This window comes from Acidiphilium sp. AL (genome assembly GCF_025499445.1).
In the GTDB taxonomy this organism is placed as follows: domain Bacteria; phylum Pseudomonadota; class Alphaproteobacteria; order Acetobacterales; family Acetobacteraceae; genus Acidiphilium; species Acidiphilium iwatense.
In genome coordinates this window covers 5395-18777 of the sequence record NZ_JAIMBZ010000047.1, presented here as the reverse complement: position 1 = coordinate 18777, position 13383 = coordinate 5395, and the positions used below count along the sequence as shown (strand labels likewise).

The 13383-nt window shown below is 62.0% G+C and carries 10 protein-coding genes and 5 pseudogenes; 5 read left to right on the top strand and 10 right to left on the bottom strand.

Annotated features, from left to right (window positions below):
• From AiwAL_RS20470 to AiwAL_RS20465, 3 genes and pseudogenes are all read left to right on the top strand, one after another.
• On the top strand, window positions 1–172 hold a 172-nt coding region (locus tag AiwAL_RS20470; protein WP_408851877.1), incomplete at its 5' end, for an IclR family transcriptional regulator C-terminal domain-containing protein.
• 134 nt (window positions 173–306) lie between these two features.
• Window positions 307–420 (top strand): annotated as a pseudogene (locus AiwAL_RS17495) (IS110 family transposase); the annotation flags it as partial.
• A gap of 6 nt (window positions 421–426) precedes the next feature.
• Window positions 427–648: pseudogene (locus tag AiwAL_RS20465) on the top strand (group II intron maturase-specific domain-containing protein); the annotation flags it as partial.
• 31 nt (window positions 649–679) lie between these two features.
• Here AiwAL_RS20465 and AiwAL_RS17490 read toward each other — a convergent pair.
• The 7 genes and pseudogenes from AiwAL_RS17490 to AiwAL_RS17460 form a co-directional block, all read right to left on the bottom strand.
• Window positions 680–1198 carry a hypothetical protein gene (locus tag AiwAL_RS17490; protein ID WP_262313186.1) on the bottom strand — a complete coding sequence of 173 codons (519 nt, stop codon included), beginning with the start codon at window positions 1196–1198 and terminating at the stop codon, window positions 680–682.
• A gap of 126 nt (window positions 1199–1324) precedes the next feature.
• On the bottom strand, window positions 1325–4840 hold the full coding sequence (locus tag AiwAL_RS17485; RefSeq protein ID WP_262313184.1) for an indolepyruvate ferredoxin oxidoreductase family protein: 3516 nt from the start codon (window positions 4838–4840) through the stop codon (window positions 1325–1327).
• The gene (locus tag AiwAL_RS17480) at window positions 4837–5232 is read right to left on the bottom strand and encodes a RidA family protein (RefSeq protein WP_262313183.1); all 396 of its coding nucleotides are present in this window, start codon (window positions 5230–5232) and stop codon (window positions 4837–4839) included. The genes AiwAL_RS17485 and AiwAL_RS17480 overlap by 4 nt, the downstream gene beginning before the upstream one ends.
• Window positions 5233–5241: 9 nt before the next feature.
• Window positions 5242–6039, bottom strand: coding sequence for an alpha/beta fold hydrolase (locus tag AiwAL_RS17475; RefSeq protein ID WP_262313182.1), 798 nt, complete (start codon window positions 6037–6039; stop codon window positions 5242–5244).
• Window positions 6040–6055: 16 nt separating this feature from the next.
• A complete protein-coding gene (locus AiwAL_RS17470) occupies window positions 6056–6850 on the bottom strand; it encodes an amidase family protein (protein ID WP_262313185.1) in 795 nt (264 codons plus the stop codon).
• Complete coding sequence (locus AiwAL_RS17465; RefSeq protein WP_262313181.1) at window positions 6757–7815, bottom strand: NAD(P)/FAD-dependent oxidoreductase; 1059 nt, start codon at window positions 7813–7815, stop codon at window positions 6757–6759. Before AiwAL_RS17465 ends, AiwAL_RS17470 begins: the two co-directional genes overlap by 94 nt.
• A gap of 240 nt (window positions 7816–8055) precedes the next feature.
• A pseudogene (locus tag AiwAL_RS17460) lies at window positions 8056–8247 on the bottom strand (ATP-binding protein); the annotation flags it as partial.
• Window positions 8248–8491: 244 nt separating this feature from the next.
• Between AiwAL_RS17460 and AiwAL_RS17455 the strand changes: the two are divergent.
• Together AiwAL_RS17455 and AiwAL_RS17450 are read left to right on the top strand one after the other, a co-directional pair.
• Window positions 8492–8824, top strand: a pseudogene (locus AiwAL_RS17455) (helix-turn-helix domain-containing protein); the annotation flags it as partial.
• A gap of 272 nt (window positions 8825–9096) precedes the next feature.
• Window positions 9097–9744 carry a Crp/Fnr family transcriptional regulator gene (locus AiwAL_RS17450; RefSeq protein ID WP_262313180.1) on the top strand — a complete coding sequence of 216 codons (648 nt, stop codon included), beginning with the start codon at window positions 9097–9099 and terminating at the stop codon, window positions 9742–9744.
• A 139-nt stretch (window positions 9745–9883) separates the two neighbouring features.
• Here the strand turns inward: AiwAL_RS17450 and AiwAL_RS17445 are convergent, their stop codons facing one another.
• The 3 genes and pseudogenes from AiwAL_RS17445 to AiwAL_RS17435 form a co-directional block, all read right to left on the bottom strand.
• Window positions 9884–11080: an amino acid aminotransferase gene (locus tag AiwAL_RS17445; protein WP_262313179.1), complete on the bottom strand. Its 1197-nt coding sequence runs from the start codon at window positions 11078–11080 to the stop codon at window positions 9884–9886.
• Window positions 11081–11151: 71 nt separating this feature from the next.
• Window positions 11152–11646 (bottom strand): flavin reductase family protein, encoded by a 495-nt coding sequence (locus tag AiwAL_RS17440; RefSeq protein WP_262313178.1) that lies wholly within the window; start codon window positions 11644–11646, stop codon window positions 11152–11154.
• Window positions 11647–11940: 294 nt separating this feature from the next.
• Window positions 11941–13383: pseudogene (locus AiwAL_RS17435) on the bottom strand (IS1634 family transposase); the annotation flags it as partial.

The window sequence follows — 13383 nt, the reverse complement described above, 5'->3', positions numbered from 1 at the left end:
TGAAGATGGATTCCGGTCCGTGGCGGTGCCGATCCACCGCTATGACGGGACCGTAGTCGCCGCTATGAACGTAGGCATGAGGGTCGAAAAGGCTGGTCCTGAGGCGATCCGCACGTCGTATCTACCCCGCCTGCTCCGGGTTGCCTCCGAGCTCAGCAGTGAGCTACTTTAGAGGCCATTTCGGAATGATATCAAAATGACCGGGATGAAGGGTTGGCTGGTCGGGCGAGGTGTGATTATGGGATGGCCCGCCCCTCTCTGAGGCAACTCGGGTAGGGTTTGCCTCTTTTTACAAAGGAGGGCGGGATGACGGGTATTGCGTTTTTAGGGATTGATCTTGGTAAGACCAGCTGTAGCGTAGCGGGTCTGGACGGGGCCGGCCGTGTCGTGATGCGACGGCGGCTTGCGCGTGATGCGCTTCCGACTTTGCTCGACACGTTCAAGGCGCGGATCCGGGAAATGACCTGCCGGACGCGGGGGCTCAGTCTGATGCAGATTGTCGAGGAACTCACGCCATACCTCCTTGGATGGCGCGGCTACTTCGGCTTCTGCCAGACCCCTCGCGTGCTCGCGAACCTCGAAGCGTGGACCCGTCGAAGATTGCGCTCATATCTTTGGCGGCAGTGGGGGAACGGGCACAATCGCTTCAAGGAACTGTGCCGTCGTGGCATATCGCAGTTCAGAGCAGCGGTCGCCGCCGGTTCACCGACGGGCTTTTGGCGCATGTCAGGACACCCGACGGTTCAAGCCGCCCTGCGCAACCACCACTTCGATGCAATCGGTCTCCCACGCCTCTATGTTCCAGCTCCAGAGTAATCCAGTCGAACCGCCGTGGTACGGACCCGTATGCCCGGTGGTGTGGGAGGGGCGGCGTCGTGAGGCGCCCCCCTATCCCGATCAATCCGCACTCACGCGAGACCGTTCGTCCCAGCAGGCGCGGGATCTCCAGCTTGCGCATCATTCTCAGCACCGCCGCCACGTGCCCGTGCGGCAGGGACCGCCGGATCTCGAGCGCTTGATCCGGGCCACCCACCACCGTGCCGCCGGCGAGTAAAGCGCGCAGACCGTCGATCAACTCGGGCGGCATCTGGCTCAGATTGGCGATCGTGCGCTTGTGGACCTTCCGCCCCTCACGGAAACTCTCCCGCAGCAGCACCGCCGACGCCGAGCGGCCATTCGGAACCACGTCGATGAACATGCCGCCAGGGAATCACAGCTCGAGTCGCGCCGCAAGCCCAATGTATGGACACATCATTCAAATATAAAACCGCGCTATCCCAAGCCACCCAATGCGTTCAAGCAGTTTCAAAGTGAAAACTTCGGTCTAGGCGGCATCGGGCAGGCCTTCGGGCAAGCCCTTACTGAATTGCGCCCACAACATCTCGACGTGGGCTTCCACTCGCTTCACCGATTCATCTTTCACCGGGCCGTAGCCTCGGATCTCGTCCGGATAAGAAGCCAGAGCCACGGCCGCTTCGAGATTCGCGCCGTTGAGACGGACGACGATCTTCTCGACCAAAGCGAGGTACCGATCGCGCAGCATCCGCTCCATGCGGCGCTCGCGCATCCAACCGAAAGGGTCGAACACGGAACCGCGGAGGACTCTTCCTCGCGCCAGCAAACGCAACATCGGCAACAGATACTTCGCCGAAAACGCCCTCTTGCGCGGGCGTCCGCTGGACGGATCACGGCCAAAGAGGATGGGCGGAGCCAGATGCAGCTTGAGCGCTCCTCCGTCGAACCGGCGTCGCAAACCGTCCCAGAAGGATGTATCCGCCAGCAAGCGGGCGACTTCGTATTCGTCCTTGTAGGCCATGAGTTTGAAGGCGTTCCTGGCGACGGCTTCGGTCAACCGGGTCGAGCCGGCGGCGACCTTGTCTTCCCCGCTCCGCGTGCGTTCGACCAGGCGACGAAAGCGTTCGGCATAGCCGGCGTCCTGGTAGGCCTGCAGCGCGTCGACCCGTATGGCGATACGCTGCTGCAGCGTATCGACGGGCTTGGGTGCCATGGTCATCATCGGCTCGTCCGGATCCAGCAGCCCCCTCGCCGCCTCGGGATCCGCGAAGTACAGCCTTCCGAGGCGGAAGGCCTGCAGTGTTCCGGCCACGTCCGAGCCGTTCAATCGGATCGCCTGCTCCATCGCCTCCGGCGAGAGCGGCAGCACGCCCATCTGCAACGCGTATCCCAGCATGATCATGTTAGCGGAGACGGGATCGCCGAAGGCGCGCCGGGCAAGGTCGTTCGCCGGTACGCGAAGCGGCAGCCGCTCGGCTCGTCGTTCGAGGCGGCGGATGAGACGCTCGGAGTCGAGGTCGATATTGCCGTTCTCATGAAACGTCTGCGTCGCGACCACCCGATCGTCGACGAGGACCGTCGTGGAAGATCCGACCGTCGTCAACGCCTCGAGTTGGGTCGCCGCGACGACGTCGGATGCGATCAGGAGGCCAGCATCCTCCAGGCCGAGGCGCAGCGGCGCCACGCTCTGCAGCGTGGGAAGGATCCGCAGGTGGCTGTAGACCGCCCCGCCCTTCTGAGCGAGGCCGGTCATATCGTAGATGCCGACGCCCCGGCCCTCCAGATGGGCCGCCATGCCGACGATCGCGGAGACTGTCACCACCCCGGTCCCACCGATGCCGGCCAAGAGCATGCCGAACGATCCACCGCTGAGATCGGCCGTTTCCGGCCTCGGCAGGCCGGCGACTGCCGCGTCGAGGTCGAGGGTTTTAGGTTTCAGCAGCCCGCCGCCTTCGATGGTCACGAATGAAGGGCAAAACCCTTCGAGGCAGGACATGTCGCTGTTGCAGCTCGCCTGGTCGATGCGACGCTTGCGGCCGAATTCCGTTTCCAGCGGCTGTACCGACATGCAGTTCGAGGCCCGGGAACAGTCCCCGCATCCCTCGCAGACCGCGGGATTGATGACGACGCGCATGGAGGCGGCGGCGACCTGCCCTCGCTTACGCCTCTTGCGCTTCTCGGTCGCGCAAATCTGCACATAGACGATCACCGTCGTTCCCGGAACCTCGCGGAGTTCGCGCTGCACGTTCTCCATGAGCATGCGGTGAAGGACCGCGACCCCCGCCGGCATCGACCGTCCGGATTGCATCGCGTCCGGATCTTCGGCCACGACCACGACGCGCTTCACCCCCTCCAAAAGGACCTGTCGCACGATGGCTTCGACCGACAGACCGCTCTCGACGGTCTGTCCGCCCGTCATCGCGACCACGTCGTTGACGAGTATCTTGAAGGTCACGTTCGCGTTGGAAGCGGCTGCCGCACGGATCGCCAGCGACCCCGAATGGGAGAACGTGCCGTCACCGAGATTCACGAATACGTGCTTGGTATCCGTGAAATGCGACAGCCCGATCCAATTCACTCCTTCTGCCCCCATGTGGGTACAGGGCAACGGGTTGCGGTCCATGAACTGCACCAGGCCGTGGCAACCGATCCCGGCCACGCCGAACGACCCGTCCGGCAGCTTGGTCGACCGATTGTGAGGGCAGCCAGAACAGAAAACCGGGCGGCGCGCGAGCGGCCCGACGTCAACCTGCTTGAACGAAGCAATGCGTCCGGAAAGATCCTCGATCGCCGCGCGCAACGCCACGGCCTCCGCGAGATCGGCGGGAACCATGGCGAGGATGCGACGGCTGACGGCCAGCGCAACTGTGGCGGCATCCAGCGGTTCGTCCGCTGAAAGGAGCGCCTCTCCGTCCGGAGTCCACTTCCCCGAAATATTCGGCCGCCGTGCCCAATGGTACATGAGCGCGGCTGCCTGGAGCTCCATGTGCGGGCGCTTCTCCTCCACGAAGAGAAGCTCCGTGGCATCCTGCGAAAACGCATTCAAAGGCTCCGGATCGAGCGGATAGATCAGGCCCACTTTCAGAACGCCGATGCCCAGCCGTCGCGCGGCGTCGTCGTCGATGCCGACCAGCCGCAGTCCGTCGACAACGTCCTGGAAAGCCTTGCCGGCCGTCACGATCCCCAGACGAGAAGGCCGCTCCGCTCCGAACGCGACCCGATCGATCCCATTCCGTCGCGTGAACGCGTGCACGCGCGGGAGCTTGTTCCGGACCATCCTCTGGTCCTGGGCGGTCACCGCCAGCATCTCCACGCGAATGCTGACGTCGTTGCGTGCCGTCGGCTTCTCTTCGAGGATGGGCGCGACTTCGTCGAGCGAAAACTCCACGGCCTGGGTGCAGTCCGCCGTCTCGTTGACGAGTTTCAGGCCCGCGACCAGTCCGCATTCCCGCGACATCGCGAAGCCGGCAAGACCGAACTTGAAGATGTCGTGCACGTCCGAGGGGTAGAGGATCGGAACTTCGTGCGCAGCAAGCGCGAGGTCGCTTTGGTGCGCCAGAGACGATGACTTGCCGGCATGGTCGTCGCCGAATGCCAGCAGCACGCCCCCGTTGGGATGGGTGCCCGACATGTTGGCGTGTTTGATCGCATCGCCGGACCGATCGACGCCGGGACCCTTGCCGTACCACATGCCAAACACGCCATCGACGCGGCGCCCGGGCACAAAGTCGATCTGCTGACTGCCCCACACGGCGGTCATCGCCAGATCTTCGTTCAGCCCCGGTTCGAAGACGATGTCCGCGGCCTTCAGCCGGTCGGCGATCTTCAAAAGTTCGTTGTCTATAGTGCCGAGTGGAGAGCCCCGGTAACCCGAGATGTAGCCAGCCGTGCGCAACCCACGCCTGCCGTCGAGCTCCCGCTGCAGCAGCGGCACCCTCGACAAGGCCTGCTTTCCGGTGATGAAGATCGCACTGGCCGTAAGGTCGAACTTGTCCGAAAGCGATACTTCTCGCATCGGCGGAACGTTTTGCGATTTGTCGTTCATCGTTCCGGTATCGCCGCAATGCATTCGATCTCGACCCGGACATCCGGACGCACGAATTTCGAGACTTCGACGAGGGTACTCGCCAGCGGATCGAGGTCGGCGAAGAACTCCTCGCGGATCTTGTTCGTCGCGGGATAGTCGCGGATGTCGAGCACGAACACGTTCATCTTCAGGACGTGCCCGAATCCCCCGCCCCCCTCCTCAAGCACGGATCGGATGCGCTCATAGATGACGCGCGTCTGCGCCTCCGCATCGTGTGCGCCCGACTCCCGCGCCGTCACGCCCGAGACGAAAACCAGCTTGGTTCCCGCAAGCGGGAGCACCGTCGCGTGGGCGAACTTTCCGAACGGTGCAGGCAAAGCGTCGTAGGTCCGCGATCTTGTAGCCGTCATGTCAACTCCCTATGTAATGATCGCCGCGGAAATGTGCGTGAGATGCGCCACCGCTCGCTTCCGAAAATTTCGATCGGCGAGTGCCGATGCGTGATTGACGTCCGGCACGGTCTCCCCGACGCCTCGAGGGAAAAGCGCCGCGACGCGATACGGAGCACCAGCCAACTTGTCCTGCTCGCCCACCATGACCAATGTGGGCGCTGTCACGGCCGACAGGCACCCAAGATCGAAGACGCCGGACTGACCACGCAAGCATGCTGCGAGGACTGCGAGGTCATTGAACGGCCGTGACGCTGCATGCTGTCTGAAGCGAACGGCGTAGGACGGGAGTTCTCGTCGATCCGGCGGCCGATCGTCCTCCGGATCAAGTGCGTCGACGAATTCAGGCGCAAGTCCCACGGTCGCGGCGATCCGATCGCCCATGCCGCCCAAGACCAGGCTCGCAACGCGATCGCCGGACGCGAGCGCCACGGACATCGCAACGTGCGCCCCCATCGAATAGCCGACAAGGCTGAACCGAAGGTCTCCCCAGCAGCGGTCGCACAGCGCGGCCACGTCGCCGGCAAGCGCGTCCAGCCGGTAGTCCGCCGGATCGTCCGATTTCACGCTCTGGCCGTGCCCCCGCAGGTCCGGCGCGATCACGTCGAATCCCGCCGCCATCAGAGCATCGAACCAGCCGGTCCCGACCCAGTCGTCGCTCGCGTCGGAAGCGAAGCCGTGCAGCAGGAGAACCGGCGTTCCTCGTCCCTCCCTCTGGAACGAGACAAAGGCCGGTCCGCCCGCCGCCAGGCGACCGACGTCCAGCACTTGTCGCGCCACTCGATCAACCCGCATGGACGGAAGCCCGTGATCGCCTGCGATCGTCGAGCGCCTCGATCATAGTTGCCGCGGCGATGGCGATGCCATCCTTTCCTGGGGCCGCCCCGATCTGCAACCCGATGGGTAAAACGCTCGCATCGGTGTGCCATGGCACCGAAACGGCTGGACCATGCGAGAGATTGAACAGCGGCGTGAACGGACACCATCCAAACCAGTCGGCCGCTGCGGCAGCCGGCTCGTCAGTGCGCAACGATAGGCAGGGCATGGTAGGCGTGAGCAGTACGTCGACGTCATGGATCAGAATCGCGGACAGTCGGCTCGCGATCTCTTCGCGCCGCCTCTGCAGCCTGAGCACATCCTCCGCTGTCAGGCCCTGCACCGGCGAGATGAACGCGAGAAGAGCGGCATGCAGGCCGGTGCGTTTCTCATCGGAAACCTGCGAAACGGCATAGCTGCAGCCAAGACGATAGAGCGCGCCGACGATGTCTCTGGACTCCTCTATCGGAACTTCCACGGTCGTTATCGGCGTCTCCTCGGCGATGACGGACAGCGCGTCCTCCCAGGCCGTTTTCACGATGGGATCGAGGTGGCTGGATAGTCCGGCAGGCACCCCTATCCGGATTTTCGACGGCGACTTCCGTTCCGACAGACTGAAATCGAGCGACGTCCGAGCGAGCGACGTCCAATCCATTCCGGACGCGCCGCTCATGGCATAGGCGGCGAGCGCAGCGTCCGCGACGCTCCGCGTGATCGGCCCGATATGCGGAAGCTGCGAAAACGCCGCCGGATAGGGATCCAGCGGTATCGTCCCGAAAGTCGGCTTGTATCCGACCACGCCACAGCTACGGGATTCACGGATTTGACTGAGCTGCGATAACGAAGCCTGTGGTCATGGATGCGAAGCGGGCCTATCCGGCGCACATGGTTTTTGGTCCTGGCGGCTTGTAGTAGCAATTCCATCCGCCAAGGCGGGCGATGATTCAGGCGAGCCAGGCGAGGGATCGCGGGGGATGGCGCATTGGTACGCACGGTCCCGCCTGAAGCCTCGATCGAACGGACCAAGGCGCGCGCCAGCGACACGGCGCCACCTCGACAGGTCTGGACCTGTGCCGATGACGCAAACAGCGACGGCAAGTGGTGCCCGAAGCCCTTGGCGCGAAGGTCCATCTCGCGCATCCCGTTTATGAAAAGCAACGCGCCTTTGATTGCCGGGTTATTGAATTCCTGCGAGACAAATTCGCATGGACTGAACTCGCTGACCTGCAGCAACAGACGACCATCTTCGAACTTCTGTAGCCGCTCGCGCCGCACCGCCACCGGCTCTGGCGGCGCCGCCGCCTCTGGACGGATGATGTCACGGGTAATCGGAATGAACCGATCACGCCAGTAACGCAGGCGGTCGGCATCGTCTCGATCAATCTCAGCAAACGATCGATAAGTCTGCTCGAAGTCGTTCCACCACTGCAGCACATTCCCGTCCCGCTGCAGGACCGATACGTACAGATCGTTTTCGAGATACTCTACGCCGTAGCGCGCCAGCTTGAGGTCGGTAAACCATGGCATGCTGGTAATGCCACGGTGAAAGTAGGAATGCAGGTTATGGAAGAAGCCGGGATGTTTTTCGTCTTCGACGGTCGGTAGACCGCCCCCCGCAACCGGACCGGCATCGAGCGAGATCACCTTGAGACCTGCCTTCGCCAGGTAGGCTTGCGTGATCAAACCGTTGTGACCGGCTCCAATGATTATTCCGTCGTACGTCGTCATAGCTCGACCCCCATGCCGCACAGTCAAAATCGTCGGGCAAACAATAGAGGTCTGGGTGATGAAAATTAGTATCCCGCGATACCAGTTGTAAAATCGCGCGCAATAATGTGTAGCGCGACAAACAGGGTGAGAAAAACCGTCAATCAGGGTGAGAAGATTCTGACCGCGATGTGAGGCAGGATATCGGGTCTTGGATTGGTTGCAAGGGGCAATTTCAACTTGATTGACGCGGCGCGACAATCAGGAAGATGCTTTGGGGGTTTGGCGGGATGCTGGTCGACCAGGGGTTCGTTTGTGCTCGATTGCGGCGCGGCGTCGGAAGCTTTCGACGTTCATTTCGAGAATAGTGGCGTGGTGAACGAGGCGGTCCACCGCGGCCAGGGTCATGGCCTGATCGGGAAAAATCTTGTTCCATTCACCGAAATGCTGATTCCGGGCTCAATTTGCCCAGCATTCCGAGAATAACTCGCCCGGGATTCCGGGATTTATTCGCCCATCCATTCCGAGATTAATTCCCCTCCGCTGGCTTTCCATCGACTGCGTCGATGGAACCTTTGCCAGCTCCGCCCACCTGGGCCGGGTTGGTTGGGTCGGATTGGGGTCTCTGCTGGCTGGTTCAGGTTCACTCCCTTTGGCTGATCAAGGGAGCGGATGAATGCCAGTGGAGCGGATTGCGATGCGCGATGTGCACGAGATTGTACGGCTGAGGATGGCGGGTCTATCAACTCGCCAAGTGGGCATTCGGGTGGGGGTTGCGGCCTCGACGGTGCGCATGACGCTGCGGCGGCTGGAGGCGGCAGGGCTCGATGGTCCAGGGGCGCTGGCGCTGCCCGAAGCGGCATTGGAGAGCCGCTTGTTCGATGGCGCGGCGGGTAAGCGGCCTGGTCATCGGCGGGTGGATGAGCCGGACTGGGCACAAATCCGCCGGGAGTTGCAGCGCAAGCACGTGACGCTATCGATCCTGTGGGACGAGTATATCGCCGAGCATCCGGATGGATATCGCTATTCAGCGCCGTCCGAGACAACAGGGTGGCTTTCAGCCTGAGTGGAAAGATGTGCCGACATATTCGCTTCCCATACCCCCGCCTGCCGTTCGACGGCTGACTGCTACGGTTTCGTTATAGGTGGGGTATCGTAGCGACGGCCTGGGAACCGCCTCTGTATCTGGCGATACGTGCATTAGATTTTATAGATGATAGAAAAGGGCGCGTCCTATTGGAGGACACGAGTCCACGGATCACGGCCAAAAGAAGGCGATGCTCTGGGCGGAACACGAAAAAAATGGCGAAGAAGCAATTCGGGACGTGGCGTATTGATCCAGATCTGATGAACGTCATCAGGGGGCACCTGGACGCGGGACGTCGTCGTCGGTTCAAGAAGAACCAGGCGCTTTACGAGCAGGGAACGGTTTCCAGCAATTTCTTCTTCATTGAGAAAGGCCTCGTTCAAGTCTCGATCATCAGGTTAGACGGCACCGAAATGCTGTTGGAGTTCATGGGGCCACATACGATCATTGGCGAAGGCGCTGCCTTCGACGCTCTACCGCGCTTTTCATCGGCCTTCGCGGTCGAGGACACCGAAGCGATCGAATTCGATGCGGACCAATTGAATGACGTTTTCAGACGGCACCCGGAGTTCGCCGCCGCGCTCCTGCAGGTGACGAGCCTGAAGCAGCGCATTCTTGCGATCCGCTTGGAGCACCTCGTCTCGCGAGAGCCGGAGGGACGGATTATGGAGCTGTTCCGCCGCCTCGCAACCATGTTCGGCACGGATCATGCCGCCGGACGTATCCTGGTCACGAAACTCACGCATGAGGAGATCGCCGCGATGACTGGCACGTCGCGGGTGACCGTGACACGCAGCATTCAACGCCTTCGCGACCAAGGAACAATCGATATCGTCGATGGTCACTTCGTGATCAGGTCGTAGGATACGAGGCGGGTGCGTTGCCCTCGGAAGCGGGGGACCGCTGCCACACCGGACAGTGTCTCACCCGAATTCATTCTCGATTCCGCACCGTTCCTCGAGGCCGCCTCAGTGACGACGTCTTTCTCGGCCCTCAAAGGGATCAGCACCCAAAGCCGTCCAGGACCGAGACAACGGCCTTCGCAACCTCGTCCAATCGGGTTTCAGGCAAGCCTGCAACGTTGATCCGTCCATCGCCGACCAGATAGACCGCATGCTCCATCCGCAGCCGCTCGACCTGTTCGGGCGTTGCGCCGATCCGCGAGAACATGCCGCGCTGCCGGGCGAGGAAATCAAAGCGGCTGGTGTTTGACTGACGCTGCAGCGCTTCGACGAAACCCTGCCGTAGCCTGACCATGCGCCGGCGCATGCCTTCGAGTTCTGTCTCCCATCCGCTACGCAGGCGCGCATCGTCCAAGACAATCCGAACCGCGGCGGCGCCATGGTCCGGCGGCATCGAATACATGCTCCGCGTCACGCTCAGCAATTGCCCGATCGCGTTGTCGGCCTCGGTCGCAGTGCGACTGACAATGATAGCCGCCCCCACGCGATCGCGATAGACCCCGAAATTCTTCGAACAGCTTGCCGCGACCGCAAGCTCTGGCGCCCTCGAGGCGATAAGCCGCAAACCTAGGGCATCCGCATCGAGCCCATCGCCGAACCCTTGATAGGCAATGTCCACGAAGGGAAACAGGCCGCGTTCGACGATGAGATCTGCGACCTCACTCCATTGCGACGGATCGAGATCGGCTCCGATGGGGTTGTGGCAACAGCCTTGCAGGAGGACCACATCTCCCGGTCTCGCCGACTTCACCGCGTCGATCATCGCGCCGAAGCTAACCTCGCCAGTTGCCGGATCGAAGTAGGGATAACTCCGGAGCTCTGCGCCAACGGCCTCGACCAGCGCTGCGTGGTTCGGCCAGCTCGGATCGGGAATCCAGATCGCCGCGGCAGGCCTTGCGAGACGAAGTAGTTGGAGGACGATCCGCAGGGCACCGGAGCCGCCCGGTGCCTGGCAGGCGCGTATCCGCGACGTGTCCGCCTGCGACCCAAAGAGGAGTCTGACCATTGCCGCGTTGAACATGAGGTCGCCAGCTGGGCCGACATAGCTCTTTGTGTCCTGCTCACTGAGGAGACGCTCTTCTGCCTCCCGCACCGCGCCCAAGACTGGAGTCCGGCCATTCTCGTCCTTGTAAACCCCGACGCCAAGATCGAGCTTTCCTGGCCTCGGATCATCTCGGAACAGGCCGATCAAGGCCAGTATCTTGTCGGGCTGAGCAGGACTGAGTGTTTCGAACATAAGGGACGTCTCTTGTCACTGAACGGGCTGATCCGTACCCGGGGAACCGTTCGGTCGCTTGAGGTCAAATCTCACGCAACCGAATATCTGAGGCTGGCGCTTTGCAAGGCGGTGTAGCGGCCGTCGAAATAGATGAGCAGTTCATCCACGGTTTCTGAACCGGACATGCTGACGACGCGACCGACGATGATCCGGTGGTCACCGCCTGGATAGATCTGCTCGACCTCACATAGGAAGACCGCGTTTGCCCCCTCGACCCAGGCGAACCCATTCCGGCGGGCGCACTCGACGCGGCTGATGTCACCTTTACCCGCGAACTCTAGGGAGATGTCCTGCTGGTCGCGGCCGAGAATGTTCACTGAAAACCGACCTGTGGTCAGGACGCTCTCGACCGATCGGCTCTCATTTCGAGCACAAAATAGTAGAAGCAGTGGCTCAAGGCTGACGGATGTCAGTGAATTCACAGTCATCCCGACGACGCTGCCCTGGCTTTCCCCTACCACGACGGCAACCCCCGTCGCGAAACTTGCAAACAGGCGTCTGTACAAAAGCGCTTCCTCATTCATTGTGCACATCCGTCTGTCAATCTCATTGACGTCAGGGTGTCGGAATGCGCTCTTCGGTTCTGTATCGGCAGGCACCGTCTTTCGAAACAATTTCATGCAAGGAGCAGTGCGTCACTATCAATTATCTGGCCTCGGCTCTTGGTGAACATCTTGCCTTACTATACGTAGGCGTGTGAGCCGCAATAAGCCTCATTCAGATTCATTGTTCGGAGTTGTCGGCCTTAGTCTGAGCTTCCTTTTTTGAATTGCACAGCCCATTGATCCGAAACGATAATTTGTGATCGGGCGGGGTGGTTACTGGGTACAGCGGATGGCGAGAAGGTCGAGCGCCTTTTGCTGGATGGGTGTTGGCCTTGCGGTGATAGTGATCGGGCGGTTTGGCGAGATTGCGGTGGTGACGGTGTTGCGCGTCAGTGTCGCGAGGTCTGCGATCAGGCTGTGGAAGCTGTGGACCGGCAAGCCATCGTCGGTCTGTTTGGTGGTCTGTTTGCGGAGTGCTGCTGGGGACCGCTCGGCTTTGGCGACGACGCTGGGGCGCAGGGTCTCGGCGAGGTCCTTGTCGGTGTCCTCGAACAGCATCGGTGCCAGTCGCTGGCGCATATGCCATTCGAGGTAATAGGCGAGCATACAGAGCAGCACATGAGCCCGCCCCCGCCCCTCCAGCCAGTGGTAGACCGGCCGGATATGGAGATCGACGGTCTTGAGGCAGCGGAAGGCGCGCTCCACCCGGGCGAGGGATTTGTAGCTGCGCACCGTTGCGGGGTCATCGATCGTCTCGGCGGGGAGATTGGTGCGAATGACATCGAGGCCATCGCGTGCGGCGGCGGCGGCAATTTCGTCGTCCTTGCGCGCGAAGCTGAAGCTGGCATCCGTGATGTCGCGGCGGAAATGCTTGGCCATCTTGTGCCGATCGAACACCGCGCCGACCTTGAGTGCGATGGCGGCGGTGCCGCGGAGCGGCGTGCGCTTGCGGTCGACCGCGGCTTTGATCTGGGCGAGGTCGCGCTCGGTTGCGGCGAGCAGATCATTGCGCTTGCGCCGGCGTTCGGCGGCGAGATCGGGATTACGACAGACGATGAGCCGTTCGCCCGGAAAGTCCGGTGTGGTGATGCGCGCCATGTCGCGCTCGTCGAAGAGGGTGAGTTGCAAGGCGCCGCTGTCGCAAAGTGCCTTGATGGCGGGCGCACGCAGCGCGGTGATCCAGTCGAGGCCGGCCGGCTTGAGATCGTCGGTGATCCGCGCTTCGGTGATCATGCCGCGATCGCCGACCAGCACGATGTGGTCGAGGTGAAATCGCGTCTTGAGTTTTTCGACCTGGCTGGCCAGCGTTGCCGGATCGCCAGTGTTGCCCTCGAACACCTCGATCGCGACCGGACAACCGTCGGGTGCGCACAAGAGGCCGTAGGTGATCTGGAGCTTTCCCGTCTTGCCGTCACGATTGTAGCCACGCCGGGCGAGTGGGCAGCAGCGGCCTTCCATATAGCTCGACGAGACATCGTAGAGCACCAGCGTGGCGCCCTGGAGATGACGCTTCGCGAGGGCGCGTTCGATCGCCTCCTGGCGCGCGCCGAGCCAGTCGAGGGCGGTATAGAGTTCGTCCTCATCGACGCTGCCGAGGTCGAGCATCTCGCCCAGGCTTGATGTTGCGCTTGCCGGCGAAAACGCACGCAAAAGCGGCCGTTCGCGTTGTAGTTCGGACCCGCTCTACGAGCTGGAGCCGTCGCAGCTACTCCTGCT

Bases quoted from the DNA above. Each gene is read 5' to 3' on its own strand.
- AiwAL_RS17480 (WP_262313183.1), bottom strand. From the start codon at position 5,232: ATGACGGCTACAAGATCGCGGACCTACGACGCTTTGCCTGCACCGTTC.
- AiwAL_RS17485 (WP_262313184.1), bottom strand. From the start codon at position 4,840: ATGAACGACAAATCGCAAAACGTTCCGCCGATGCGAGAAGTATCGCTT.
- AiwAL_RS17490 (WP_262313186.1), bottom strand. From the start codon at position 1,198: ATGTTCATCGACGTGGTTCCGAATGGCCGCTCGGCGTCGGCGGTGCTG.
- AiwAL_RS17465 (WP_262313181.1), bottom strand. From the start codon at position 7,815: ATGACGACGTACGACGGAATAATCATTGGAGCCGGTCACAACGGTTTG.
- AiwAL_RS17450 (WP_262313180.1), top strand. From the start codon at position 9,097: ATGGCGAAGAAGCAATTCGGGACGTGGCGTATTGATCCAGATCTGATG.
- AiwAL_RS17440 (WP_262313178.1), bottom strand. From the start codon at position 11,646: ATGAATGAGGAAGCGCTTTTGTACAGACGCCTGTTTGCAAGTTTCGCG.
- AiwAL_RS17445 (WP_262313179.1), bottom strand. From the start codon at position 11,080: ATGTTCGAAACACTCAGTCCTGCTCAGCCCGACAAGATACTGGCCTTG.